Here is a 22,590-nt window from a genome sequence, read left to right as displayed (position 1 = left end):
CTCAGGCATGCCCGCTGTAGTCGGTCAGGCGGAACAGGTCCACGCCGATGCGCCCGGCGGCGGTCTGCCAGCGTCGCTCCAGCGGCAGTTCGAACAGCAACTCGGCATCGGCGGGGGCGGTCAGCCAGCTGTTCTCGCCCAGTTCGTATTCCAGTTGGCCGGCGCCCCAGCCGGCGCAGCCCAGCGCGACCACCGCGTTGCGCGGCCCCTCGCCACGCGCCATCGCCTCGAGCACGTCGCGCGAGGTGGTCAGGAACAGGCCGTCGCCGAACGCCAGGCTGGAATCCCAGCCGTGCGTGCCGTCGTGGATGACGAAGCCGCGCTCCGGATGCACTGGCCCGCCGCTGAGCACCACCTGCTCGCGCAGCGCGGCATCGATGGTCTCGATGCCCATCTGCTCCAGCACTTCGCCCAGGGTGTATTCGGAGGCGCGGTTGACCACCACGCCCATCGCGCCGTTCTCGTCGTGCTGGCAGATCAGCGCCACGCTGCGGGCGAAGTTGGGATCGGACAGCGCCGGCAGCGCGATCAGCAGTTGGTTGGCCAGAGGCGTGGGCAAAGCGGACATGGCCCCATTCTATCGTCCCTCCCGGGTGCGCGCTGCCCGTGCTGCGGCGGGCTGCCATAATCCGCCCGATCGCGGCCCCGACCGGCCGCCCAGGAGCACGCACGCATGGACACGCCCCCCGACCTGCCACGCCAGACCCGCGCCTTCATCGTGCTGGTGGCCCTGCTGCAGGGCGCACTGCTGTACCTGGCGCAGCGCGGCGCCGAGAGCGGCCTGTGGCCGTTCGGCTCGCTGGGCGGACGGGTGTGCTGGTACACCCTGGTGCTGACCGTGCCGACCATGACCCTGCTGTCGGTGCGGCACCTGGGCGCGCTGCGCCTGTGGCAGCACACCATCGCGGTGGCGGTGCTGGTGGCCGCCCTGTCCGCCTGGGCCGTCTGGAACGCCACCGGCGCCCCCGGCCTGCGCGCCAGCGAGGTGCTGGGCCCGTTCGGCGCGACCGTGGCGCTGGCGATGTTCGTGCTGCTGCCGTGGCTGCAATGCCGGCTGCAGCACGGGCGCTGGCAGGCGCCGTACCGCGACCTGTTCGAGCATGCCTGGCAGAACGCGCTGACCCTGGCGCTGGCGCTGCTGTTCGTCGGCATCTGCTGGCTGGTGCTGTGGCTGTGGGGCGCGCTGTTCGCGCTGGTCAAGCTGACCCTGTTCCGCGACCTGTTCCGGCAGACCGCCTTCGTCTACCTGGCCACCGGCACCATGTTCGGCCTGGGCCTGCTGATCGGCCGCACCCAGCAGCGCGCGGTGCAGGTGATGCGGCAGATCCTGTTCGCGATCTGCACCGGGCTGCTGCCGCTGCTGGCGTTCGTGGCGGTGCTGTTCGCCCTGAGCCTGCCGTTCACCGGCCTGCAGCCGCTGTGGGAGACCCGCGCGGCGGCCAGCATCCTGATCGCGGTGGTGGTCACGCTGGTGGTCTTCGTCAACGCGGTGTACCAGGACGGCACGGCGGAGGCACCCTACCCGGCCTGGCTGCAACGGGTGATCGACGCCGGGCTGCTGAGCCTGCCGCTGTACGCCGGGCTGGCACTGTACGCGCTGTGGCTGCGCATCGATCAGTACGGCTGGAGCGCCGAACGCTTTGCCGGCGTGCTGGTCGCGGTGGTCGCCTGCGGCTACGCATGCGGCTATGCCTGGGCGGTGCTGCGGCCGGGCGCGCGCTGGCTGCAGCCGCTGGCGCCGGTGAACCGGGCGCTGTCGTGGGTGGTGATCGGCCTGGCGCTGGCGGTCAGCTCGCCGCTGCTGGACCCCTACCGCATCGTCGTCGGCGACCAGGTGCAGCGCCTGGCCGACGGCCGCACCAGCGCGGCGCAACTGGACCTGGCTTACCTGCGCTTCGACAGCGGCCGCCGCGGCTACCGTGCGGTACAGGCCCTGCGCGAGGTGCCCGCCTTCGCCGACGACCCGGTGCAGCGCGAACGCCTGCAACGCATGCTGCAGCGGCAGCAGCGCTGGGGTGGCGACACCAACGATGCGCCGCGCAGCACCGATCCGCTGCAGGTGCGCCAGCGCATCGCGCTGGCCGCCGCCAGCGCCGATCCCGACGCCGCCTGGTGGCAGGCGCTGCTGGCCGGACGCATCGAGGACGCCAACTGCCGGCGCGAGGGCGCGCAGTGCGTGGTCCTGCGCCGCGACCTGGACGGCGATGGCCACGATGACGTACTGCTGTGCAATGCCAGCGTCGGCTACGGCGTCGAATGCCGCATCCACGCCGATGTGGGCAGCGGCTGGCGCGACGTGGCGCGCACGCACTTCTTCCCGCGTCGCGGCGACAACGCCGAGGCGCTGTACCAGGCGCTGCGCGACGGCAAGCTGCAGTTGCTGCCGCGGCGCTGGCCCGACCTGCAGCTGCCGGGAACCCGGCGGACCGAGGTGTACGCCGCCGACCCCAACGACCAGACCGACTGACGGACACCCGCCGCATGAGCAGCTATTGCGATATCGCCCCCGGGCACCCGGTGCACGGCCACTATCACGACCACGAGTACGGCGTTCCGCAACGCGCCGACGCCGACCTGTTCGAGCGGCTGGTGCTGGAGATCAACCAGGCCGGGCTGAGCTGGGAGCTGATGCTGAAGAAACGTGCCGGGTTCCGCGCCGCCTACGCCGGGTTCGACGTGGACACGGTGGCGGCCTTCGGCGAGGCCGACGTGCTGCGCCTGCTCGGCGATGCCGGCATCATCCGCAACCGGCTCAAGGTGCAGGCGGCGATCCACAACGCGCAGGTGATCCAGCGCCTGCGCGCCAGCCACGGCAGCTTCGCCGCCTGGCTGGACGCGCAGCACCCGCGCAGCAAGGCCGAGTGGATCAAGCTGTTCAAGCGCACCTTCCGCTTCACCGGCGGCGAGATCACCGGCGAGTTCCTGATGAGCCTGGGCTACCTGCCCGGCGCGCACCGCGAGGACTGCCCGGCGTTCGTGCGCATCGCGCAGTTGGATCCGCCATGGATGCGCGCTGGCTGAAGCCCGCTGCGCGAGGCCCGGCACGACACCGCCTTGCCGCCGCCTGCACGGGCGCTGCACGAGGCCGCCGGCATGGTCGGCGCATGGCTTTGCGCATCGGCATTTCCGGCTGGCGCTACCCCCGCTGGCGCGGCGTCTTCTACCCGTCCGACCTGACCCAGCGGCGGGAGCTGGAGTACGCCGCGCATTGCTTCCGCACGGTGGAACTCAACGGCTCGTTCTATTCGCTGCAGACCCCGAAGAGCTACGCCGCCTGGCATGACGCCACGCCACGCGGCTTCGTGTTCGCGGTCAAGGGGCCGCGCTTCGTCACCCACCTGAAGCGGCTGCGCGACTGCGAGCAGCCGCTGGCCAACTTCTTCGCCTCCGGGCTGCTCGCGCTGGGACCGAAGCTGGGGCCGCTGCTGTGGCAGTTGCCGCCGTCGCTGGCCTTCGATCACGACCTGCTGGACGCCTTTCTCTCGCTGCTGCCGCGCACCAGCGAGGCCGCCCTGGCGTTGGCGCGCAAGCGCGACAGCGCGCGCATGCGCGATCGCAGCCTGCTGCAGATCGACCGCAACCGGCGCCTGCGCCATGCGCTGGAAGTGCGCCACCCGAGCTTCGCCACGCCGGAGGCGGTGGCCTTGCTGCGCAAGCACCGCGTGGCCCTGGTACAGGCCGACACCGCCGGCAAGTGGCCGTACCTGGAAGACGTGACCGCCGACTTTTTGTACCTGCGCCTGCACGGCGATGCGCAGCTGTACGCCAGTGGCTACGACGACAAGGCGCTCGACGCCTGGGCCAGGCGCATCGACGCCTGGCACCGGGGCAGCGAGCCGGCCGACGCGCAGCGGGTCGGCCCGCGCGCGCCGGCGCGGGCACGGCGCGACGTGTACTGCTATTTCGACAACGACATGAAGGTGCATGCGCCGTTCGACGCGCGGCGCCTGGCGCAACGGCTGGGCATGCCGACGCCGTGCCCGGCGCGCGGCGATGACGACAGCGACGGCGACGGCTGAGGGACGTTTCGCGTCACGGGAGTTTGCGGCAGTGCTGTCGGATACGCCGACGCCCTTATCCCGCACGAATGGCTTCGGCCGTGACAGGCGTTCCCGAGCGCGCAAAGGCGACCGGCAGCGGATCTCACACGCCCATGTAGCGCCCGGCGCGGTGGTTGAACATCAGCACCAGGCTCAGCACCACCGCGCCGATCGCCGAGTACAGCACCTGTTGCGGCGCCAGCAACCAGAACGCCACCGCCATCAGCGCCGCGTCGAAGCCCATCTGCACCTTGCCCGCGCTCCAGCCGCGGCTGCGCTGCAGGTAGACCGCGAGGATGCCGACGCCGCCCAGGCTGGCGCGGTGGCGGATGAAGAACAGGATGCCGAGCCCGACCAGCGCGCCGCCGACCAGCGCCGAGAACAGCGGCGTCATCGTCGCCCACTGCGCCCAGCGCGGCAGCAGGTCGGTCAGCAGGCCGCAGGCGGCGACCGCGACGAAGGTCTTCAGGGTGAATTCCCAGCCCATGCGCCGCACCGCCAGCCAGTAGAACGGCAGGTTGACCAGCACGAACATCAACCCGAAGTTCCAGCCCAGCGCGTAGTGCAGCAGGAACGCCACGCCGGCCATGCCGCCGATCATCAAGCCGCCATGGGCGAACACCGCCAGCCCCAGCGAGGCCACCAGGGTCGCCAGCAGCATGCCCTGCACGTCCTCGGCCACGCTGTGGCGTAGCGCGCGCGCATCCTGCACGGTACCGGCCGAATCCGGCGGCGGGGTCAGCGGTCCGGCGGTGACGACGGTGCCGTCGTCGGGCAACGGGTCTAGGTCCGGACGCAGATCGGAATCGGGAAGGCTCACGGGAGGGGGCACGGCGTGGGGGGCGGTATTAGACACCAGGCAGGGAGTGGTTGCACATGAAACTTTGAAGTCTCCAGCGGATCGTCCCCGCGACGCGTCGGCAGCCGCATGCCGATCTGCGGCCTCCCCGATTGCGCCTGGCTTCGGAGACCTATCGCTGCGGCAGATCGACGTCGATAGTCAGGCCGACGGTCACCGCCCTCACCATCGAGATCATCACCAGCAGCGCCACCGGCCCGGCGATCGCCAGCCATGTCCAGGTCCAGGCGGTGAAGCGTTCCGCGGCGGCATGTGTGGCATTCCTGGCTGACCGACCCCTCATCCGCCCCTTCGGGGCACCTTCTCCCGAGCGGAGAAGGGAGCGCAAAGCCCTCTCCCCTCGGGAGAGGGGTTGGGGTGAGAGTCCGGCGCGAAGCGCCTGGCTGAAACAAGACCACAAGGCTGCGCCCTTACCCTCATCCGCCCCTTCGGGACACCTTCTCCGGAGGGGAGAAGGGAATCATCAGCGAACTGCCACGGCACGGTGCCGCCGCTTGTCCGCATACATCGCCGCATCGGCGGTTTCGAGCAATCCCTCCAGCGCCTCCCCGTCCAGATCCCGCCGGTGGCACAGGGCCAGGCCGAAGCTGGCCGACAGCCCGGTCGCGAAGCCGTCGTCCTCGCCGGGCGTGGCAAGCGAGGCGCGCAACGTGTCGATCAGGGCGCGCGCCCGCTCCGGCGTGGTCAGCGGCAGGTACAGCGCGAATTCGTCGCCCCCTCGACGCCCCAGCAACTGGCCCGGGCGCAGGCAGTGCCGGCAGCGCTTGACGAAGGCGCGCAAGGCCGCGTCGCCGGCGGCATGCCCGAACTGGTCGTTGATCGCCTTGAGGTTGTCCATGTCGGCGACGATCAGCGCCAGCGGACGCGGATCCTGTGCGGCCACGTGCAGGTCGTTGAGCACCTGCTCCAGGAATCCGGTCCGCGACAGCGCTGCGGTCACCGGATCGCGCACCAGCGCACGGCGCAACCGGGTGTTGTCGGCGTAGAGCCCGGGCACGGCCAGGCCGAAGTAGCTGTTGGCCGCCAGGCTGATCATGGCGAACTGCAGCGCCAGCGCCTGCGCCTGGAGCCGCAGCAATGGCGTGGCCAGGGCGATCAACAGGCTGAAGGCGGCGATCGCCACCAGCGCCTGCAGCATCCCGTGGGTATGCACGATCCACAACTGGATCACCACCACCACGAACAGCGCGAACACCACCGCCGGCTGTTTCGGCAACGCCGCCGCCAACGACATCACCGCCAGGGTGACGCCAAGCAGCAGCGCGAGCTTGATCAGATAGGCCGAGACGCTGCCGGCCGGCGCGATCATTCCCGACAGGCGCGGAATCCCCGGCTGCGGCGTGATCTGCAGCCGCTCGGCCAGACGCAGCACCGCCACGATCGCCAGCGGGCCGAGCGCCAGCAGGCCGGCGTAGTCGCCGATGGCCCACGGGATCAGCTGCGCCAGCATGCTCGGCAGGTCGAGGGCGCCGGTGACCGCCAGTCCCGCGCCGCCCAGCACGGCCGACAGCAGCGCCGCCACGCCGCCCCCGAGGATGAAGCAGGTGACCACACGCGGCAGGCTGCTCGAGGACACGCCCTGGCCGACCCGGCGCAGCAGCCAGGCCAGCCCGCCCCAGATGCCGAACTGTTGCGCGGTGAACAGCAGCGCATACCCCAGCACCGCCCGACCGGGAACGCCGGCGTGGCCGCTGGTGCGATAGAAGCTGAGCAGCGTGGCCAGCACGCAGGCGATGGCGATCGCCGGCGCGCCGCGCCAGCCCAGCACCATGAACGTGGCCAGCGTCACCGCCACCGGCGGGAACCACAGGCTGGCGTGCAGTTGATAGTCCAGGACCCGCGCCAACTCGAAGACCGCCAGCCACGCCACCACCAGCACCGCCGACAGCACCAGCAGCGCGCCGGGACGGCGCGGCGCCGCGACACGCCCAGGGAACGGCGCCTCGGCGTCCCAGCCTGTCATCCATCCGCCTCCGAGCCGCCGCGGCCGATGGCCGAACCGGGGCCGACGAAGGCAGTGACCGTGCTGTCGTCGCTGCCGCCCACCACCACCGTGGCATCGCTGTTCAAACGGATCGGCCAGCTCATGTTGGCCGTGCCATAGGACCACTGCAGCGCACCGTCGACCGCACTCCAGACGGTGAACGTGCCGGGCGTGCCGTCGGGATGGCCATCGGCCAACCCCAGCCACTGGCCACCCGGGTCGAACGCCAGGTCGTTGGGCGAGTGCGCGCTGTGCCCGGTCCACCGCAGCGTCGCGGCGGTGCCGGCGTCGGCGTACACGGCGACGATGCCACCGCCCGTGAGGTTGCCGGCGATCGCGACCTTGTCGCCGGCGCGATCGCAGGCCACCCCGTAGATGGTCGTGGCGCCCTCGGGCACCGATGTGGTCCAGACCGGCGCGGGTGTTTGCTGAAACGCCACCACGTCGAAGGCGTACAGCGTGCCGTCGCTGGCACCGACGTAGGCCCGGCGCCCATCGCCGGACAGCGCCGCGGCATGCACGCGCGCCTGCTTGGGCAACTGCCAGCGCGTCGGCGTCACCGGTTGTCCCGATGCGATCGAGAACAGGATGATCTCGCCCTGCGCGCTGGCCACCAGCCCGGTCGTGCCGTCGGCGGCGATGCCGGTGGCGACGACGCTGTCGGCGCTGTCACCGGTCCCACCCGCGGTCAGCGCGATGCACGCAGGCGTGGCGGAGAAGGCCGCGTCGCCATCGCGGTGGAACAGATAGCCTTGGTCGGCGCCGGCCAGCAAGGTCCGTCCGCAGGCGGCCAGCGACACCATGTTGCCGCGGACCGGGAGCGCAAAGGACAGCAGTTCGTCGCCGCCGGGGATCGCCCAGGCGCTGACGAAGCCCGCATACGGCGTCTGGCTCTTCCAGCCGCAACTCGCCACGGTGCCGCCGTTCGCCGCCACGTCGACCCAGTACACGCCCTGCCAGCCTTCGAATTCCTTCGTCAGCAGGCGGTTGCCGGCCCGGTCCCAGGCATAGGTGCCGAAGCACCCCTGCTGGTCGTCGCACACGTCGCTGCGCGTCGCCGCGGGCGCGATGCGTTCGAAGATCTTGCGTTGCTCGACCGGCACCGCCTCCAGCCCGGGCATCTGCGACAGGCCGCCGTACTGGTGGAAAAAGGTGCCGGCGACGATGACGTTGCCATCGTCGGATACCGCCACCGAATTGATGTAGTAGCCGGCGTGCGGCTGGATCGACCAGAGCACTTCAGGCGCGTCGTTCATCGCGGCTTCTCTCCCTTCGGCTGAAGCGTCCGCGCTGGACTTCCGGCGAACGCCTGACTGACAACACGACACCCGTGCACCACCTGTAGATCGCCACTGCGACGTGGGTTGCCCGCCATCGCATCGAGCGCCCGGCCTTGCGCTTGCAAGACGGACTCAGCGCACCTCGGCGATCTCGACCCCGTCCAGGCCCTGCGCCAGGGTGCGTGCGTCGCCGCCCTGGGCCAGCTTGATGCGCAGGCGCACCTCGTTCTGCGAATCGGCGTGGCGCAGCGCATCCTCGTAGCTGATCTCGCCGGCCTGGTACAGCTCGAACAGGCTCTGGTCGAAGGTCTTCATGCCCAGGTTGGTGGACTCCTTCATCACGTCCTTGAGCTTGTGGATCTCGCCCTCGCGGATGTAGTCCTGCACCAACGGCGTGCCGAGCATGATCTCCATGGCCACGCGGCGGCCCTTGCCGTCCGGGGTCGGGATCAGCTGCTGCGCGACCACCCCGCGCAGGTTCAGCGACAGGTCCATCAGCAACTGGCTGCGGCGGTCTTCGGGGAAGAAGTTGATGACGCGGTCCATCGCCTGGTTGGCGTTGTTGGCGTGCAGGGTGCACAGCACCAGGTGGCCGGTCTCGGCGAAGGAGATGGCGTGATCCATGCCCTCGCGGGTGCGCACCTCGCCGATCATGATCACGTCCGGCGCCTGACGCAGGGTGTTCTTCAGCGCGTTCTCCCAGCTGTCGGTGTCGATGCCGACCTCGCGCTGGGTGATGATGCAGCCCTCGTGCTTGTGCACGAACTCGATCGGGTCCTCGATGGTGATGATGTGCCCGGTGGAATTCTGGTTGCGGTAGCCGATCATCGCCGCCAGCGAAGTCGACTTGCCGGTGCCGGTGGCGCCGACGAAGATGATGATGCCGCGCTTGGTCATCGCCAGGGTCTTGATCACCGGCGGCAGGTTCAGCTCGTCCACGCTGGGAATGCGCGTCTCGATCCGGCGCAGCACCATGCCGACCTGGTTGCGCTGGTAGAAGCAGCTGACGCGGAAGCGCCCGACCCCGGACACGCCGATGGCGAAGTTGCACTCGTGGGTCTTCTCGAACTCCTCGCGCTGCGCCGGCGTCATCACGTTCAGCACCAGGTCGCGGCTCTGCTGCGGGGTCAGCGGCGTCTGCGTGATCGGGGTGATCTTGCCGTGGACCTTGATCGCCGGCGGCATGCCCGAGGTGATGAACAGGTCCGACGCCTTCTGGTGCGCCATCAGTTTCAGGAAGGAGGTGAAGTCGATGGTGCTCATGGCGTGCTCCTTCGGAGCCGGGAGTGGGGAGTCGGGAGTGGGGATTGGTAACGGCGGGCATCCTAGGATCGGAGAGACTCGCTTGTGCGAATCCCCAATCCCGAATCCCCAATCCCCGCTACTCGAACAACCGCTTGTCCTTGGCGTACTCGCGGGCCTGGTTGCGGGTGATCAGGCTGCGCTTGACCAGATCCTGCAGGTGCTGGTCCAGGGTCTGCATGCCGCTCTGCTGGCCGGTCTGGATCGCCGAGTACATCTGCGCCACCTTGTCCTCGCGGATCAGGTTGCGGATGGCGGGGGTGCCGACCATGATCTCCCAGGCCGCGGTGCGGCCGCCGCCGACCTTCTTCAGCAGCGCCTGCGAGATCACCGCACGCAGCGATTCGAACAGCATCGAGCGCACCATCGGCTTCTCGCCGGCGGGGAACACGTCGATGATGCGGTCGATGGTCTTGGCCGCCGAGCTGGTGTGCAGGGTGCCGAACACCAGGTGGCCGGTCTCGGCCGCGGTCAGCGCCAGGCGGATCGTCTCCAGGTCGCGCAACTCGCCGACCAGGATGATGTCCGGGTCTTCGCGCAGCGCCGAGCGCAGCGCCTCGTTGAAGCCGTGGGTGTCGCGGTGCACCTCGCGCTGGTTGATCAGGCACTTCTGCGAGGTGTGCACGAATTCGATCGGATCCTCGACGGTGAGGATGTGGCCGTACTCGTTCTTGTTGATGTAGTCGATCATGCCGGCCAGCGTGGTCGACTTGCCCGAACCGGTCGGCCCGGTGACCAGGATCAGGCCCTGCGGCTGGTCGATCAGCTGGCGGAAGATCGGCGGACAGCCCAGGTCTTCCAGGGTCAGCACTTCCGAGGGAATGGTGCGGAACACCGCGCCGGCGCCGCGATTCTGGTTGAACGCGTTGACGCGGAAGCGCGCCAGGCTGGGAATCTCGAAGGAGAAGTCGACTTCGAGGAATTCCTCGTAGTCGCGGCGCTGCTTGTCGGACATGATGTCGTAGACAAGCGCGTGCACCTGCTTGTGGTCCAGCGCCGGGATGTTGATGCGGCGGACGTCGCCATCGACCCGGATCATCGGCGGCAGGCCCGCGGACAGATGCAGGTCGGACGCCTTGTTCTTGACCGAGAACGCCAATAGTTCAGCGATATCCATACGCTGCTTTTCCCCTTGGGCTGCGACTGGAAGGATGATTCCCCGGCCGGCAGTATAGCGCCCTTCCCTTTGCCGGAACGCCGCCTGTGCCCCTCTCGCCGCTGCAACAGATCCGCCTGGACATGGACCGCGCCGCCGACGCCGCAGGGCGGCCGCACGCGCAGTTGCTGGCGGTGTCCAAGACCCAGCCGGCCGAGGCCGTGGCGGCGCTGGCCGCACAGGGGCAGCACGCCTTCGGCGAGAACTACGTGCAGGAAGCGGCGGCCAAGATCGCCGCGCTGGCCGAGGCCGGACTGGAATGGCATCTGATCGGCCACCTGCAGTCGAACAAGGCCGAACTGGCGGCGACGCTGTTCGACTGGGTGCAGACCGTGGACCGGCCGAAGCTGGTCGCCGCCCTGGCCAAGGGCCGCGCTTCCGCGCGCGCGCCGCTGAACGTGCTGATCCAGGTCAACATCGACGACGAGGCCAGCAAGCATGGCTGCCAGCCCGACGCCGTGGACGCCCTGGCCGCGGCCATCGTCGCGCAGCCGGCGCTGGCCCTGCGCGGGCTGATGGCCATTCCCGCGCCCTGGCCCGAGGCCGCACGCCGCATCGACGCGTTCGCGCGCATGCACGCCCTGTTCGCACGACTGCGCGCCGCGCATCCGCAGGTGGACACCTTGTCGATGGGCATGAGCGGCGACTTCGCCGACGCCATCGCCGCCGGCGCCACCATGGTGCGGGTCGGCACGGCCCTGTTCGGCGCGCGCGGCCCGCGTGTTGCGGGCTGATCCGCTGCTGTCGCGCCGCATGACCGCAGGACTCGTGACAGGGTGATGATTTGTCTACGAACGTTTCAAAATCGGTTCACCAACATCGGAATTCTGTCGTAGCCGATCCTATTGAAAACCATAGCGTTTCGGGATGAATGAAAGGTTCGCCCCGACAGCGATTTCTGAACCGTGCGACACGGTTGCGAACCGTTAATTCAGTCACGTTTCAGATGCGCGCGCTTCGGCTTCCATGGCGGCGACCGCGGCTCATCCGCAGGTCCATCGCCGAATGCGCTCGGCTCCAATGAGGTCACAGATGCAAGCATCCACCCGATTGCTGTTCGCCTCCTGCTTCGTCGGTCTGCTGCACGTCCCCGCGGCCATGGCCGCGCCGACGGCGACGCCGGCCTGGACCAACGAAGAAGCGATGATGTCGCCCGCGGAAGTCCAGGCGCGCACCGCCTGGCGCGAGACCATGGCGCATCAGCCGACCCCGGCGGAAGGCTGCTTCCATGCCAGCTTCCCCGATACGCAGTGGCAAACGGACGTCTGCAAGACCCTGACCCGCCGTGTGCATCCGATCCCGCACAAGATCCTGTTCGGCGCCACCGAGACCACCGGTAATGGGTACGACTACGCGCTGCGTTCCAGCAGCCTGATCAGCAAGGTCGTGGGCAGCTTCCCGCAGGTCACCGGGGTGACCTCGGAGAAAGGCGTCGGCGTGGCCTCCTTCGGCGGCGGCGGCATCCTCGGCCCCAACGAGTACTCGCTGCAGATCAACTCCAACTACGACGCCACCACCAGCGTCTGCGGCGGCCGCTCCGGCTGCACCGTGTGGCAGCAGTTCGTCTACGCCACCGACTACGAGACCCAGGGCCAGGCCGCGGTGTTCATGCAGTACTGGCTGATCGGCTACGGCAGCAGCTGCCCGAGCGGCTGGATGAGCGGCGGCGGCTCGGACTGCTACCGCAACAGCAACGCGGTCAGCGCGCCGGACGTGCCGGCCACGCAACTGGCCAACCTCAAGCTGACAGGTTCGGCCACCGCCAACGGCAACGACACAATCACCTTCACCAACAACGGCACCGCCTACAGCGTCAGCGCCAAGGACAGCGTGGTCAAGCTGGCCACGGTGTGGAAGGACGCCGAGTTCAACGTGGTCGGCAACGCCGGCGGTTCCAGCGCCAACTTCAACTCCGGCTCGTCGATCACGGTGAAGGTGGCCGCCACCAACGGCTCCACCGCCGCCCCGACCTGCGCGGCCAATGCCGGCAGCACCGGCGAGACCAACAACCTCAACCTGGGCAGCTGCTCGGTGGCCGGCGGCAGCACCCCGTCGATCACCTTCACCGAGTCCAACTGAGGCCGTCGCGCCGGCCCGCACACAGCGGCCGGCGCGTTCTCGCGCGGCACGATCCGGTTGCGCCGCACCGCAGCACTGCGGCGCGGCGCAGCCGCTACCATGACGCTCCCTCTTCGCGACGGTGTTGCGCCATGGCTTCCGCTTCCTCCGATTCCCACGCCGCCGACATCGCCTTCATCGGCGGCGGCAACATGGCGCGCAGCCTGATCGCCGGCCTGGTCCGGCAGGGCGCCGATCCGCGCCGCATCCGCGTGGCCGAGCCGGTGGCGGCACTGCGCGAGGCGCTGGCCGCCGAGTACGCGGTGCAGGCGGTCGCCAGCGCGGCCGAGGCCGCCGATGGCGCAGCGCTGTGGATGTTCGCGGTCAAGCCGCAGGTGCTGCGCGGGGTCTGCACCGACCTGGCCGCGTTGGCGCAGGCGCAGCGGCCGCTGCTGGTGTCCATCGCCGCCGGCATCACCACCGCACAACTGGACCGCTGGCTCGGCGGCGGCCACGCTCTGGTCCGCGCGATGCCCAACACCCCTGCCCTGCTCGGCGCCGGCGTCACCGGCCTGTTCGCCAGCGCCGGTGTCGATGCCGGACAGCGCGCCCATGCCGAGCGCGTGCTGGCCGCTGCCGGGGTCACCGTGTGGGTCGAGGACGAGGCGCTGATCGATGCGGTCACCGCGGTGTCCGGCAGCGGGCCCGCCTACGTGTTCCTGCTCGCCGAGGCGATGGAAGCGGCCGGCATCGCCCAGGGCCTGCCCGCCGACACCGCGCGCACCCTGACCCTGCAGACCGTGCTCGGCGCGGCGCGTATGCTCACCGAGTCCGGCGAGGCGCCGAGCGAACTGCGCCGCCGGGTGACCTCGCCCAACGGCACCACCCAGGCCGCGATCGAGACCTTCCAGCACGGCGGCTTCGAGGCGTTGACCGCGGCCGCGATCGCGGCGGCGGCGGCACGCGGGCGGTCCCTGTCCGCCGCCAACGACGACTAAGCGCCGCCGACACCACCGCTGCGCAACCGCCAGGCGGGCGCGGACGGTGCTCGGCATGCCCATGAACCGCTTGTACACTGCGCTTCCGGCGCGCCGTCCCGCACCCGCTGGCTACCGCGCGCAACGTTGTGCTCGCCACTCTGAGCCGGAGAACGCCGATGCGTGTCCTGCCCGCTGCGCTGCTGTGCCTGGCCCTGGCCGCCTGTTCGGACCAGGACACCCCACGTCCGGCGACGCTGCTCGCCGCCACCCCGGCGCAGGCCGACTTCGGCGCGCTGCGCGTGCACTACAACGCCTTGCCCACGCTGGCGATGAGCGAGGACGTGGCACGCCGCTACGGCATCGCCCGCGAGGCCGACACCGCGCTGGTGATGATCGCGCTGCGCGCCCTGCACGGCGGCGAGGAAGCGCCGGCCGTGGGCACGGTGGAGGCGGTGGCGACCGACCTCAGCGGCCAACGCCAGCCGGTGGCGCTGCGCGCGGTCCGCACCGACGCCTACACCGACTACGTCGGCACCGTGCGCAGCAGTGCCCACGACCAATTGCGCTTCGTGGTGCAGGTGCGCACTGCCGACGGCAGCGGCACGGTGCGCTTTACCCGCAATTTCTAGCGTGCGCAGCCTGGTACGCGCGCCGTCCCCACCTGCAGGAGCGGCTTCAGCCGCGACCGGGCGTTACCGGTAACGCCCGGTCGCGGCTGAAGCCGCTCCTACGAACAGTGCGGTAGGCCGAGCTATGCACGCCAGGCGCGGTGAGCACAGGCGTCCGTTGTGGGAGGGACTTCAGTCCCGACTGCATGCAGCGTCAGGCGCCTTCCTCTTTACTCGTGGCGATTGACGGGCGCGGCGAAGTACTACGTCTCCAACATCTTCGACAAGCTCGGCACTCGCACCGCGCTCAAGGCGATCACCCTGCGCATTCTTTGAGCGCACAAGCAGCAGCGCCGCGACATCCACCGGCATCGCGTCGGGACTGAAGTCCCTCCCACACCACCTCGACCCACATCGCGTCGCCGTCGCGTCTCGTAGGAGCGGCTTCAGCCGCGACGGGCTTTCCCGGTAACGCCCAGTCGCGGCTGAAGCCGCTCCTACGGACAGCTCAACAGACCGGCCATGCGCACGAGCGCGGTGAGCACAGGCATATCTTATGGGAGGGACTTCAGTCCCGACTGCATGCAGCATCAGGCGCCTTTCCTATTCGCTCGTCGCTGCTGAAGGGCGCGGTGAAACGCCACATATCCAGCACTCTCGACAAGCTCGGCACTCGCGCCGCGCTCAAGGCGACCACCCTGTGCATTCTTTGAGCGCACAAGCAGCAGTGCCGCGACATCCACCTGTACCGCGTCGGGACTGAAGTCCCTCCCACACCACCTCGACCCACATCGCGTCGCCGTCGCGTCTCGTAGGAGCGGCTCCTGTCCCCGGTTTTGGATCAGCCGCGACCGGGCGTTACTGGGAAAGCCAGGTCGCGGCTGAAGCCGCTCCTACGCATGCCAGACCTGGCGACCGCACCGACATCACGCGCGGTTGCCGCGCGCAGACGCGCCGCTCAGTCCTCCGCCCAGCGCTGCGGGCCGTCGCCGTGCGCGGCGAGAGTATCGGCCGGGTTGCTCAGCCGGCAACGGCGCAGCGACAGGCAGCCGCAGCCGATGCAGTCGGTGAGCTGGTGGCGCAGGCGGGTCAGTTGCAGGATGCGCGCGTCCAGTTCCTCGCGCCAGGCCGCCGACATCCGCGCCCACTCCGCACGGGTCGGCGTGCGCGCGTCGGGCAACTGCGCGAAGGCGGCCTTGACGCTGTCCAGCGGCACGCCGACGCGTTGCGCCACGCGGATCACCGCCAGCCGGCGCAACACATCGCGGGTGTAGCGGCGCTGGTTGCCGGCGGTGCGCATGCTGCGGATCAGGCCCTTGCTCTCGTAGAAATGCAGCGCCGACACCGCCACGCCGCTGCGCGCGGCGACCTGCCCCACGCTCAGTTCCTCCTGCATCGCTTGACCTCGAGTCCGGTTGAGGTTGCATGCTGCATGGCCTGCAGGCGCCGATGCAAGTCGCTGCCGGCAGCCGTCCATCCGCTTTCCCAGGTATCCCGATGCAAGACCACGCCACCGCCGACGCTGCCCCACCCGCCCCTGTCGCTGCCGGCTCCGTGCTGGCGCCGACCTATCGCGCCACCACCATCGGCATGGTCGCGCTGGTGTCGCTGATCGCCTTCGAGGCGCTGGCGGTGGCCGCGGCGATGCCGACCGTGGCCCGCGAACTGGACGGCCTGCGGCTGTACGCGCTGGCCTTCGGCGGCACCCTGGCCACCAGCGTGATCGGCATGACCGTGGCCGGGCGCTGGAGCGACCTGCATGGGCCGGCGGCGCCGCTGTGGGCCGGGCTGGCCTGCTTCGTGTGCGGCCTGCTGCTGGCCGGCTTCGCTCCGTCGATGACGCTGCTGCTGGCCGGTCGATTGGTGCAGGGCCTGGGCGCCGGCGCGATCTCGGTGGTGCTGTACGTGTTGGTCGCGCGGCTGTATCCGCAGACGATCCGCCCACGCATGTTCGCCGCCTTCTCCGCCGGCTGGGTGGTGCCGTCGCTGATCGGCCCCAGCATCAGCGGGTTGATCGTCGAGCACGTCGGCTGGCGCTGGGTGTTCCTGGCGGTGCCGCTGCTGGTGTTGCCGGCGGCGGCGCTGCTGTGGCCGGCATTGCGGCGCCTGCCGCCCGCCGCGAGCGCGGACGGCGCCAGCGGCGCGTCGCGGCTGTGGTCGCTGGGCGCGGCGGCCGGCGTCTGCCTGCTGTACCTGGGCGGCCAGCAGCGCGGCCTGTGGACGGTGCTGCTGTTGCCGTCGGCGCTGGCGCTGCTGGTGCTGTGCACCTGGCGGCTGCTGCCGACCGGCACTCTGCGCGCCGCGCGCGGCCTGCCCAGCGTGATCGCGCTGCGCGGCATCGCCGGGTCGGCATTCTTCGGCTGCGAGGCGTTCCTGCCGCTGCTGCTGTCGCGCGAGCGCGGGCTGTCGCCGGTGTGGGCGGGCGTGGCGCTGAGCGCTGGCGCGCTGGGCTGGTTCGCCGGCTCCTGGTATCAGGGCCATTACGGCCGCGACGCCACCCGCCTGCAGCGGCTGCGCCTGGGTGCCGCGCTGATGGCGCTGGGCATCGCGGCCACCACGCTGGCACTGCTGCCGGCGGTGCCCGCAGCGCTGGCGATCGGCGGCTGGACCGCCACCGGCCTGGGCATGGGACTGATCTATCCGACCCTGGCGGTGCTGACCCTGACGCTGTCGCCGCCGGCGCGGCAGGGCCGCAACAGTTCGGCGCTGCAGTTGAGCGAGGCGATCGCGGTGGCGACCACGCTGGCGGTCGGCGGCTCGCTGTTCGCCGCGCTGCTGGCGTACTCGGCGGCCGCGGCCTATCTGTCGACGTTCGCCGTCGCCGCACTCATGGCCCTGCTCGGCCTGGCCATCGCCAGCCGTACCCAGCCGGCGCCCGGCTGACGGATTCGTCGCGTCCGGCGCCTGCCGTGGCGTGGTGGCGTGCGCGACAAGGAGAATCGCGGAAGCGACGATGGCTCACGACCGCGATGACGCGGCCATGGACGCACGTCGCGCCCGTTCGGATGGCGGTCTGGCAGGCAAGCGCGCCCTAGCGCGCGCCCACGCCCCTGGCCCAGGCCTGGATGATGTCGGCGATGGCGCGCACGCCGTCGGTGAGCGCGGCCGGCCCCGGTTGCAGGATCAGCGGCGACTTGATCTCGAACAGTTGCCCGTCGCGCACCGCCGGAATCGCCGCCCAGCCCGGCCGCGCGGCGACGCGCTCGGGGCGGAAGCGCTTGCCGCACCAGGAGCCGAGGATGATGTCCGGCGCGCGCCGCACCACCTCGTCGCCATTGGAGAGGATCCGCGCCTTGGCCAGCGGCTGCACCGACAGTTCCGGGAACACGTCGTCGCCGCCGGCGATGCCCACCAGTTCGGCCACCCAGCGGATGCCGGTGATGATCGGCTCGTCCCATTCCTCCAGGTACACCCGCGGCCGCCGCGGCAAGGTGGCGGCCTGCGCGGCGATGGCGTCGAGGCCGCGCTGCAACTCGTCGGCATAGGCTGCGGCGCGCGGTCCGGCGCCGACCAGCGCGCCGAGCCGGCGTATGTAGTCGAGGATGCCGTCGACGCTGCGATGGTTGGCGATCCATACCTCCACGCCATGCCGCACCAGTTCGGCGGCGATGTCGGCCTGGATGTCGGAGAAGCCGATCGCCAGGTCCGGCTGCAACTTCAGGATCTCGTCGATCTTGGCGCTGGTGAAGGCGCTGACCTTGGGCTTGTCGCGGCGCGCCTGCGGCGGGCGCACGGTGAAGCCGCTGATGCCGACGATGCGCTGCTGCTCGCCGAGCGCGTACAGCGTTTCGGTCGGCTCTTCGGTCAGGCAGACGATGCGCTGCGGGCCCATGCTCACCGCGCCTCGCGCGGACACGCGTTGACCGCGGCGCCGCCGCGGCAGGCCGGGCCGGCGCCCCTCACGGAAACAGCATCCGCTTGCTCCAGTGGCCGGCGGCGTCGGCTTCGTAGCGCCAGCGCTCGTGCAGGCGGTACTTGGCGCCGTACCAGAACTCGACACTGCGCGGCACCACGCGGAACCCGCCCCAGCCGTCCGGGCGCGGCACCTCGCGGCCCTCGAAGGTGGCCTCGGCCTTGGCCACGCGCTCCTCGAATTCCTCGCGCGAGGCCAGCGTGCGCGACTGCGCCGAGGCCCAGGCGCCGATCTGGCTCATGCGCGGGCGCGAGGCGAAATAGGCGTCGGCCTCGGCCGCGGCGACCAGTTGCACCTCGCCGTCGATGCGTACCTGCACCCCGTCCTCGCGCATGCGCCGCCACAGGAACAGCAGCGAGGCCTGCGGATTGGCCTGCAGCTCGCGGCCCTTCTGGCTGTCCAGGTGGGTGTAGAACACGAACCCGCGCGCGTCGTAGGCCTTCAGCAGCACCACCCGCGACGACGGGCGCGCCTCCAGCGTGGCCGAGGACACGACCATGGCGTTGTATTCGGCCTCGTCGCTGGTGCGCGCCTCGGCGAACAGGTCGGCGAACGTGGACAGGGCTTCGGCGTAGAGATCGGGCATGGCGACAGGCACTCGGCGGACGATGCGCCATTGTCGCGCCATGCACCGCGCGACGCACGCTTGGCCGCACGGCGCCCGCCCGAGGGGTCTGCGCGGCGCGCGAGGCGGCACCGGTCTCTGCTAGCATCGGCGGATGAATCCCGCCCCCAACCTGGTGCTGGTCGGCCCGATGGGTGCCGGCAAGAGCGTCATCGGCCGCCGCCTGGCCGAGCGCTTCGGCCTGGTCTTCGTCGACAGCGACCAGACCATCGTCGAGCGCACCGGCGCCAGCATCGCCTCGCTGTTCGAGCACGCCGGCGAAGCCGGCTTCCGCGAGCACGAGCGCGCGGTGCTGGAAAGCATCCTGAGCACGCCTGGCCACCTGATCTCCACCGGTGGCGGCGCCGTGCTCAACGCCGACAGCCGCCGCGAGATGCGCGAGCACGGCTTCGTGGTGTACCTGCGGGTCGGCGTGGCCGCGCAACTGCAGCGCCTGCACCGCGACCGCAGCCGTCCGCTGCTGCAGCGCGGCGACCGCGAGCAGGTGCTGCGCGACCTGCATGCGGTGCGCGAACCGCTGTACCGCGAGGTCGCCGACCTGATCCTGGACACCGACCACTTCACCCCGGCCGAAGCCACCGCACAGTTGGTCGTGCGCCTGGCCGCGTCGTGGAAACTTCCGGAACCCACTGCATGACGGCAGCTTCGCGCACGGTCGAGGTCGCTGGCGACCCGGCCTACACCATCCGCATCGGCCCCGGCCTGCTCGACGACGGCGCCGCCCTCGCCGCGCATGTGCGCGGCCGCCACGTCCTGCTGCTCAGCGACAGCCAGGTGGCGCCGCTGTATGCCGCACAGGTCCGCAGCGCGCTGCTGGCGGCGCGCCCGCAGCTGCAGATCGGCGAGTTCGTGATCCCCGCCGGCGAGGCGTCCAAGACCCTGGACAACTTCGCCGCGGCGATCGCCGCGCTGGCCGCCCTCGGTGCCACCCGCGACGCCTGCGTGCTGGCGCTGGGCGGCGGCGTGGTCGGCGACCTGGCCGGGTTTGCCGCCGCCTGCTGGATGCGCGGCGTGGATTGCGTGCAGCTGCCGACCACGCTGCTGGCGATGGTCGACTCCTCGGTCGGCGGCAAGACCGCGGTGGACATCCCGCAGGGCAAGAACCTGGTCGGCGCGTTCCATCCGCCGCGCGCGGTGCTGGCCGACACCGCCACGCTGCGCAGCCTGCCGCCGCGCGAACTGCGCGCCGGGCTGGCCGAGGTGATCAAGTACGGCGCCATCCGCGACCCGCTGTTCTTCGAGTGGCTGCATGCCGAACGCCGCGCGCTGCTGGCCGGCGAGCCGGCGGCGCTGGCGCAGGCGATCGCGCGCAGCTGCGAGCACAAGGCCGAGATCGTCGCCCGCGATCCGCTGGAGAAGGGCGAGCGCGCCCTGCTCAACCTCGGCCACACCTTCGGCCACGCCATCGAGACCGAGCAGGGCTACGGCGCCCCGGACAACGCCAACCTCAACCACGGCGAAGCGGTGGCGGTGGGCATGGTGCTGGCGGCGGAACTGTCGGCCCGGCTGGGCATGGCCAGCACGCAGGACACGGAGAAACTGCGTGCGCTGCTGCACGACTTCGGCCTGCCCACCGCGCTGCCGGCCGGGCTGGCGCCGGAGGCGCTGCTGGCGCGCATGCGCCTGGACAAGAAGAACCTGGCCGGGCGCCTGCGGCTGGTGCTGTGGCGCGGCATCGGCCACGCCGAGATCGTGCCCGACGTCGACGAGGCCGAGGTGCTGGCGGTACTGGCCGCCGGCTGAGCCGGCACCCGCTGCGCGCGCAGTCGCTCCCGCGCGCGCCGGTCTTGCCGGTGCGCTGGCATGCCCGGAGCCCTACGCTCAGCGTGCCTGTCGCCACGCGCGCGGGGTCTGCCCGACCTGCGCCTTGAACACGCGCGACACCGCGGCCTCGCTGCCGTAACCCACCTCGTCGGCAAGCTGCTTCAACGGCCGTCCTTCGCGCAGGCCGCGCTGCACCAGGGCAATGCGCCAGTCCTGCAGGTACTGGCCCGGCGTGCAGCCGAGGGTCTCGCGAAAACTCCGCGCGAACGCACTGCGCGACATGCCGGCACGGGCGGCCAGGCTCTCCAGCGTCCACGGCTGCGCCGGGGCGTCGTGGATACCGGTCAGCGCCAGCCGCAGCCGCGCATCGGCCATGCCGGCGAGCATGCCGCCGTCGGTGAGCCCCTGCTCCATCAGTTCGCGGATCACGTGCACCAGCACCACCTCGAACAGGCGATTCAACACCGCCTGGCGCCCGCAATGCTGGGCGAACGCTTCCTCGAACAGCAGGTGCAGCAGCGCCTCACCCTGGCGCAGCGCGTCCAGCGGCAGGCAGATGCAGGCCGGCAAGGCGCGCACCAGCGGATTGGCCGCGCCGCCGCTGAAGCGCAGGTGCGCGCAGGCGAAATCCGCGCCGCGTTGCGCATCGGTCTCGAAGCGGTGCGGCATGGCCTGCGGGTACAGCAGCAGGCTGGGCCGCTCGATCCGCAGCACGCTGCCATCGCCGTTGTGGACGACCACGCTGCCCTGGCGCAGCAGATGCAACTGGCCGCGGTCGCCGTCGTCGAGCCGGTGCAGGCCGCACAGCGTGCCGGCGTGGAAGACCTCGGCACTGACCGAGAAGTGGGTCAACAAGGCGGCCAGGCGGTCGGTCACTCGGGACTCCAGGTAAAGTTTCGTGGACGATTTGCCACCTATCGTATCGCCTTGGCGCGCAAAGTCACTCCTGTCGCCGGCACCCCGCCCGGCATGCCACAGGAAACCGCCATGAAGACCCTGCTTCCCTTGCTCGCCACCTCGCTGCTGGCCGGTGCGATCGGCACCGCCACCGCCGCGACGCCGGCCGACCAGCCCGCGCCGTTGCGCCCGGTCGCGACGTTCCTCGACGCGCTCAACGGCAGCGGCGGCAAGCCGATCGAGCAGCTCACGCCGGCGCAGGCGCGGCAGGTGCTGCGCGATGCCCAGGCCAATACGCCGTTGCCGCCGGCCGAGGTCAGCCGCACCACCATCCAGGCCGACGGCAAGCCGCTGAACCTGGTGATCGTGCGGCCGCCGCACACCGCCGGCCAGGTATTGCCGGCCTTCATGTTCTTCCATGGCGGCGGCTGGGTGCTGGGCGACTTCCCGACCCACGAACGCCTGATCCGCGACCTGGTCAACGCCTCCGGCGCGGTGGCGGTCTATGTGGACTACACGCCGTCGCCGGAAGCGCAGTACCCGGTGGCCATCCACCAGGCCTATGCCGCCACCCGCTGGGTCGCCGAGCACGGCGCCCAGATCGGCGTGGACGGCAAGCGCCTGGCGCTGGCCGGCAACAGCGTCGGCGGCAACATGGTCGCGGCGGTGGCGCTGCAGGCAAAGGCCGCAGGGACGCCGGCGCTGCGCTACGACCTGATGCTGTGGCCGGTGACCGACGCCCGCTTCGACGACGCGTCGTACCAGCAGTTCCAGAGCGGCTACTTCCTCACCCGCAACATGATGACCTGGTTCTGGGACAACTACACCACCGACCCCAAGGCCCGCGCCGAGATCACCGCCTCGCCGCTGCGCGCCACCCCGGCGCAGCTGGCCGGCCTGCCGCCGACGCTGATCCAGACCGCCGAACTGGACGTGCTGCGCGACGAGGGCGAAGCCTTCGGCCGCAAGCTGGACCAGGCCGGGGTGACGGTCACGGTGACCCGCTACAACGGGCTGATCCATGACTTCGGCCTGCTCAATGCCCTGCGCGAGGTGCCCGCGGTGCGGACCGCGATCCAGCAGGCGGGCGACGGCCTGCGCGAGCACCTGAAGTAAGCGCACCA

At 70.6% G+C, this 22,590-nt stretch carries 22 protein-coding genes and 1 other RNA gene; 12 read left to right on the top strand and 11 right to left on the bottom strand.

Going from position 1 to position 22,590, the window contains the following annotated elements:
- Position 1: 1 nt before the first annotated feature.
- Positions 2–568, bottom strand: coding sequence for a YqgE/AlgH family protein (locus FHR56_RS15965; RefSeq protein ID WP_160946398.1), 567 nt, complete (start codon positions 566–568; stop codon positions 2–4).
- Between the two features lie 105 nt (positions 569–673).
- On the opposite strand from FHR56_RS15965, the gene FHR56_RS15960 reads away from it, so the two are divergent.
- From FHR56_RS15960 to FHR56_RS15950, 3 genes are all read left to right on the top strand, one after another.
- A complete protein-coding gene (locus FHR56_RS15960; protein ID WP_160946399.1) occupies positions 674–2,467 on the top strand; it encodes a DUF4153 domain-containing protein in 1,794 nt (597 codons plus the stop codon).
- 14 nt (positions 2,468–2,481) lie between these two features.
- Positions 2,482–3,021 (top strand): DNA-3-methyladenine glycosylase I, encoded by a 540-nt coding sequence (locus FHR56_RS15955; RefSeq protein ID WP_160946400.1) that lies wholly within the window; start codon positions 2,482–2,484, stop codon positions 3,019–3,021.
- A gap of 83 nt (positions 3,022–3,104) precedes the next feature.
- Entirely contained in the window at positions 3,105–4,019 is a 915-nt protein-coding gene (locus tag FHR56_RS15950; protein WP_160946401.1) for a DUF72 domain-containing protein, read from the top strand.
- 124 nt (positions 4,020–4,143) lie between these two features.
- Here the strand turns inward: FHR56_RS15950 and FHR56_RS15945 are convergent, their stop codons facing one another.
- From FHR56_RS15945 to FHR56_RS15920, 6 genes are all read right to left on the bottom strand, one after another.
- Positions 4,144–4,860 (bottom strand): YitT family protein, encoded by a 717-nt coding sequence (locus tag FHR56_RS15945; protein WP_160946402.1) that lies wholly within the window; start codon positions 4,858–4,860, stop codon positions 4,144–4,146.
- Between the two features lie 151 nt (positions 4,861–5,011).
- A complete protein-coding gene (locus FHR56_RS15940; protein ID WP_237473097.1) occupies positions 5,012–5,182 on the bottom strand; it encodes a hypothetical protein in 171 nt (56 codons plus the stop codon).
- A 180-nt stretch (positions 5,183–5,362) separates the two neighbouring features.
- Positions 5,363–6,862, bottom strand: a complete 1,500-nt coding sequence (locus FHR56_RS15935; RefSeq protein ID WP_160946403.1) for a diguanylate cyclase — start codon at positions 6,860–6,862, stop codon at positions 5,363–5,365.
- The gene (locus FHR56_RS15930; protein ID WP_160946404.1) at positions 6,859–8,139 is read right to left on the bottom strand and encodes a PQQ-binding-like beta-propeller repeat protein; all 1,281 of its coding nucleotides are present in this window, start codon (positions 8,137–8,139) and stop codon (positions 6,859–6,861) included. Before FHR56_RS15930 ends, FHR56_RS15935 begins: the two co-directional genes overlap by 4 nt.
- A 156-nt stretch (positions 8,140–8,295) precedes the next feature.
- Positions 8,296–9,426 (bottom strand): PilT/PilU family type 4a pilus ATPase, encoded by a 1,131-nt coding sequence (locus FHR56_RS15925; protein ID WP_160946405.1) that lies wholly within the window; start codon positions 9,424–9,426, stop codon positions 8,296–8,298.
- Positions 9,427–9,544: 118 nt separating this feature from the next.
- Complete coding sequence (locus FHR56_RS15920; RefSeq protein WP_184502666.1) at positions 9,545–10,582, bottom strand: type IV pilus twitching motility protein PilT; 1,038 nt, start codon at positions 10,580–10,582, stop codon at positions 9,545–9,547.
- Between the two features lie 101 nt (positions 10,583–10,683).
- Here FHR56_RS15920 and FHR56_RS15915 point away from each other — a divergent pair, with 101 nt between their 5' ends.
- The 5 genes from FHR56_RS15915 (at position 10,684) to FHR56_RS15895 (ending at position 14,288) form a co-directional block, all read left to right on the top strand.
- On the top strand, positions 10,684–11,355 hold the full coding sequence (locus FHR56_RS15915; RefSeq protein WP_255421434.1) for a YggS family pyridoxal phosphate-dependent enzyme: 672 nt from the start codon (positions 10,684–10,686) through the stop codon (positions 11,353–11,355).
- A 316-nt stretch (positions 11,356–11,671) separates the two neighbouring features.
- Positions 11,672–12,700, top strand: a complete 1,029-nt coding sequence (locus FHR56_RS15910) for a hypothetical protein (RefSeq protein WP_160946530.1) — start codon at positions 11,672–11,674, stop codon at positions 12,698–12,700.
- Positions 12,701–12,831: 131 nt separating this feature from the next.
- Complete coding sequence (proC, locus tag FHR56_RS15905; protein ID WP_160946408.1) at positions 12,832–13,677, top strand: pyrroline-5-carboxylate reductase; 846 nt, start codon at positions 12,832–12,834, stop codon at positions 13,675–13,677.
- 61 nt (positions 13,678–13,738) lie between these two features.
- A non-coding RNA gene (locus FHR56_RS15900) (sX9 sRNA) lies at positions 13,739–13,814 on the top strand.
- 21 nt (positions 13,815–13,835) lie between these two features.
- Positions 13,836–14,288 (top strand): DUF4426 domain-containing protein, encoded by a 453-nt coding sequence (locus tag FHR56_RS15895; RefSeq protein WP_160946409.1) that lies wholly within the window; start codon positions 13,836–13,838, stop codon positions 14,286–14,288.
- A 937-nt stretch (positions 14,289–15,225) separates the two neighbouring features.
- Here FHR56_RS15895 and soxR read toward each other — a convergent pair.
- Complete coding sequence (soxR, locus tag FHR56_RS15890; RefSeq protein WP_160946410.1) at positions 15,226–15,663, bottom strand: redox-sensitive transcriptional activator SoxR; 438 nt, start codon at positions 15,661–15,663, stop codon at positions 15,226–15,228.
- Positions 15,664–15,764: 101 nt separating this feature from the next.
- Between soxR and FHR56_RS15885 the strand changes: the two genes are divergently transcribed.
- Positions 15,765–17,150, top strand: coding sequence for an MFS transporter (locus FHR56_RS15885; RefSeq protein ID WP_160946411.1), 1,386 nt, complete (start codon positions 15,765–15,767; stop codon positions 17,148–17,150).
- 148 nt (positions 17,151–17,298) lie between these two features.
- Here the strand turns inward: FHR56_RS15885 and FHR56_RS15880 are convergent, their stop codons facing one another.
- Together FHR56_RS15880 and pdxH are read right to left on the bottom strand one after the other, a co-directional pair.
- Entirely contained in the window at positions 17,299–18,099 is an 801-nt protein-coding gene (locus FHR56_RS15880; RefSeq protein ID WP_160946531.1) for a cobalamin-binding protein, read from the bottom strand.
- A gap of 67 nt (positions 18,100–18,166) precedes the next feature.
- Entirely contained in the window at positions 18,167–18,766 is a 600-nt protein-coding gene (gene pdxH / locus FHR56_RS15875; protein WP_160946412.1) for a pyridoxamine 5'-phosphate oxidase, read from the bottom strand.
- Between the two features lie 133 nt (positions 18,767–18,899).
- On the opposite strand from pdxH, the gene FHR56_RS15870 reads away from it, so the two are divergent.
- Both FHR56_RS15870 and aroB read left to right on the top strand, forming a co-directional pair.
- Complete coding sequence (locus FHR56_RS15870; protein WP_017910873.1) at positions 18,900–19,442, top strand: shikimate kinase; 543 nt, start codon at positions 18,900–18,902, stop codon at positions 19,440–19,442.
- On the top strand, positions 19,439–20,548 hold the full coding sequence (gene aroB / locus FHR56_RS15865; protein ID WP_160946413.1) for a 3-dehydroquinate synthase: 1,110 nt from the start codon (positions 19,439–19,441) through the stop codon (positions 20,546–20,548). Before FHR56_RS15870 ends, aroB begins: the two co-directional genes overlap by 4 nt.
- A 78-nt stretch (positions 20,549–20,626) precedes the next feature.
- Here the strand turns inward: aroB and FHR56_RS15860 are convergent, their stop codons facing one another.
- Entirely contained in the window at positions 20,627–21,445 is an 819-nt protein-coding gene (locus FHR56_RS15860) for an AraC family transcriptional regulator (protein WP_160946414.1), read from the bottom strand.
- 111 nt (positions 21,446–21,556) lie between these two features.
- On the opposite strand from FHR56_RS15860, the gene FHR56_RS15855 reads away from it, so the two are divergent.
- Complete coding sequence (locus FHR56_RS15855) at positions 21,557–22,582, top strand: alpha/beta hydrolase (protein ID WP_160946415.1); 1,026 nt, start codon at positions 21,557–21,559, stop codon at positions 22,580–22,582.
- The last annotated feature ends 8 nt before the right edge of the window (positions 22,583–22,590 follow it).

The organism is Xanthomonas sp. F10 (assembly GCF_014206815.1).
GTDB lineage: Bacteria > Pseudomonadota > Gammaproteobacteria > Xanthomonadales > Xanthomonadaceae > Xanthomonas_A > Xanthomonas_A indica.
Note: the sequence above shows the minus strand (reverse complement) of the source record. Positions and strands in the feature narration are given on the sequence as shown.

What these genes read in the sequence shown, in the direction of transcription:
- FHR56_RS15965 (WP_160946398.1), bottom strand. Translation starts at nt 568, where the DNA reads ATGTCCGCTTTGCCCACGCCTCTGGCCAACCAACTGCTGATCGCGCTG.
- FHR56_RS15960 (WP_160946399.1), top strand. Translation starts at nt 674, where the DNA reads ATGGACACGCCCCCCGACCTGCCACGCCAGACCCGCGCCTTCATCGTG.
- FHR56_RS15885 (WP_160946411.1), top strand. Translation starts at nt 15,765, where the DNA reads ATGCAAGACCACGCCACCGCCGACGCTGCCCCACCCGCCCCTGTCGCT.
- FHR56_RS15950 (WP_160946401.1), top strand. Translation starts at nt 3,105, where the DNA reads ATGGCTTTGCGCATCGGCATTTCCGGCTGGCGCTACCCCCGCTGGCGC.
- aroB (WP_160946413.1), top strand. Translation starts at nt 19,439, where the DNA reads ATGACGGCAGCTTCGCGCACGGTCGAGGTCGCTGGCGACCCGGCCTAC.
- FHR56_RS15895 (WP_160946409.1), top strand. Translation starts at nt 13,836, where the DNA reads ATGCGTGTCCTGCCCGCTGCGCTGCTGTGCCTGGCCCTGGCCGCCTGT.
- FHR56_RS15920 (WP_184502666.1), bottom strand. Translation starts at nt 10,582, where the DNA reads ATGGATATCGCTGAACTATTGGCGTTCTCGGTCAAGAACAAGGCGTCC.
- FHR56_RS15935 (WP_160946403.1), bottom strand. Translation starts at nt 6,862, where the DNA reads ATGACAGGCTGGGACGCCGAGGCGCCGTTCCCTGGGCGTGTCGCGGCG.
- FHR56_RS15940 (WP_237473097.1), bottom strand. Translation starts at nt 5,182, where the DNA reads ATGAGGGGTCGGTCAGCCAGGAATGCCACACATGCCGCCGCGGAACGC.
- pdxH (WP_160946412.1), bottom strand. Translation starts at nt 18,766, where the DNA reads ATGCCCGATCTCTACGCCGAAGCCCTGTCCACGTTCGCCGACCTGTTC.
- FHR56_RS15955 (WP_160946400.1), top strand. Translation starts at nt 2,482, where the DNA reads ATGAGCAGCTATTGCGATATCGCCCCCGGGCACCCGGTGCACGGCCAC.
- FHR56_RS15880 (WP_160946531.1), bottom strand. Translation starts at nt 18,099, where the DNA reads ATGGGCCCGCAGCGCATCGTCTGCCTGACCGAAGAGCCGACCGAAACG.
- FHR56_RS15925 (WP_160946405.1), bottom strand. Translation starts at nt 9,426, where the DNA reads ATGAGCACCATCGACTTCACCTCCTTCCTGAAACTGATGGCGCACCAG.
- FHR56_RS15930 (WP_160946404.1), bottom strand. Translation starts at nt 8,139, where the DNA reads ATGAACGACGCGCCTGAAGTGCTCTGGTCGATCCAGCCGCACGCCGGC.
- proC (WP_160946408.1), top strand. Translation starts at nt 12,832, where the DNA reads ATGGCTTCCGCTTCCTCCGATTCCCACGCCGCCGACATCGCCTTCATC.
- soxR (WP_160946410.1), bottom strand. Translation starts at nt 15,663, where the DNA reads ATGCAGGAGGAACTGAGCGTGGGGCAGGTCGCCGCGCGCAGCGGCGTG.
- FHR56_RS15870 (WP_017910873.1), top strand. Translation starts at nt 18,900, where the DNA reads ATGAATCCCGCCCCCAACCTGGTGCTGGTCGGCCCGATGGGTGCCGGC.
- FHR56_RS15855 (WP_160946415.1), top strand. Translation starts at nt 21,557, where the DNA reads ATGAAGACCCTGCTTCCCTTGCTCGCCACCTCGCTGCTGGCCGGTGCG.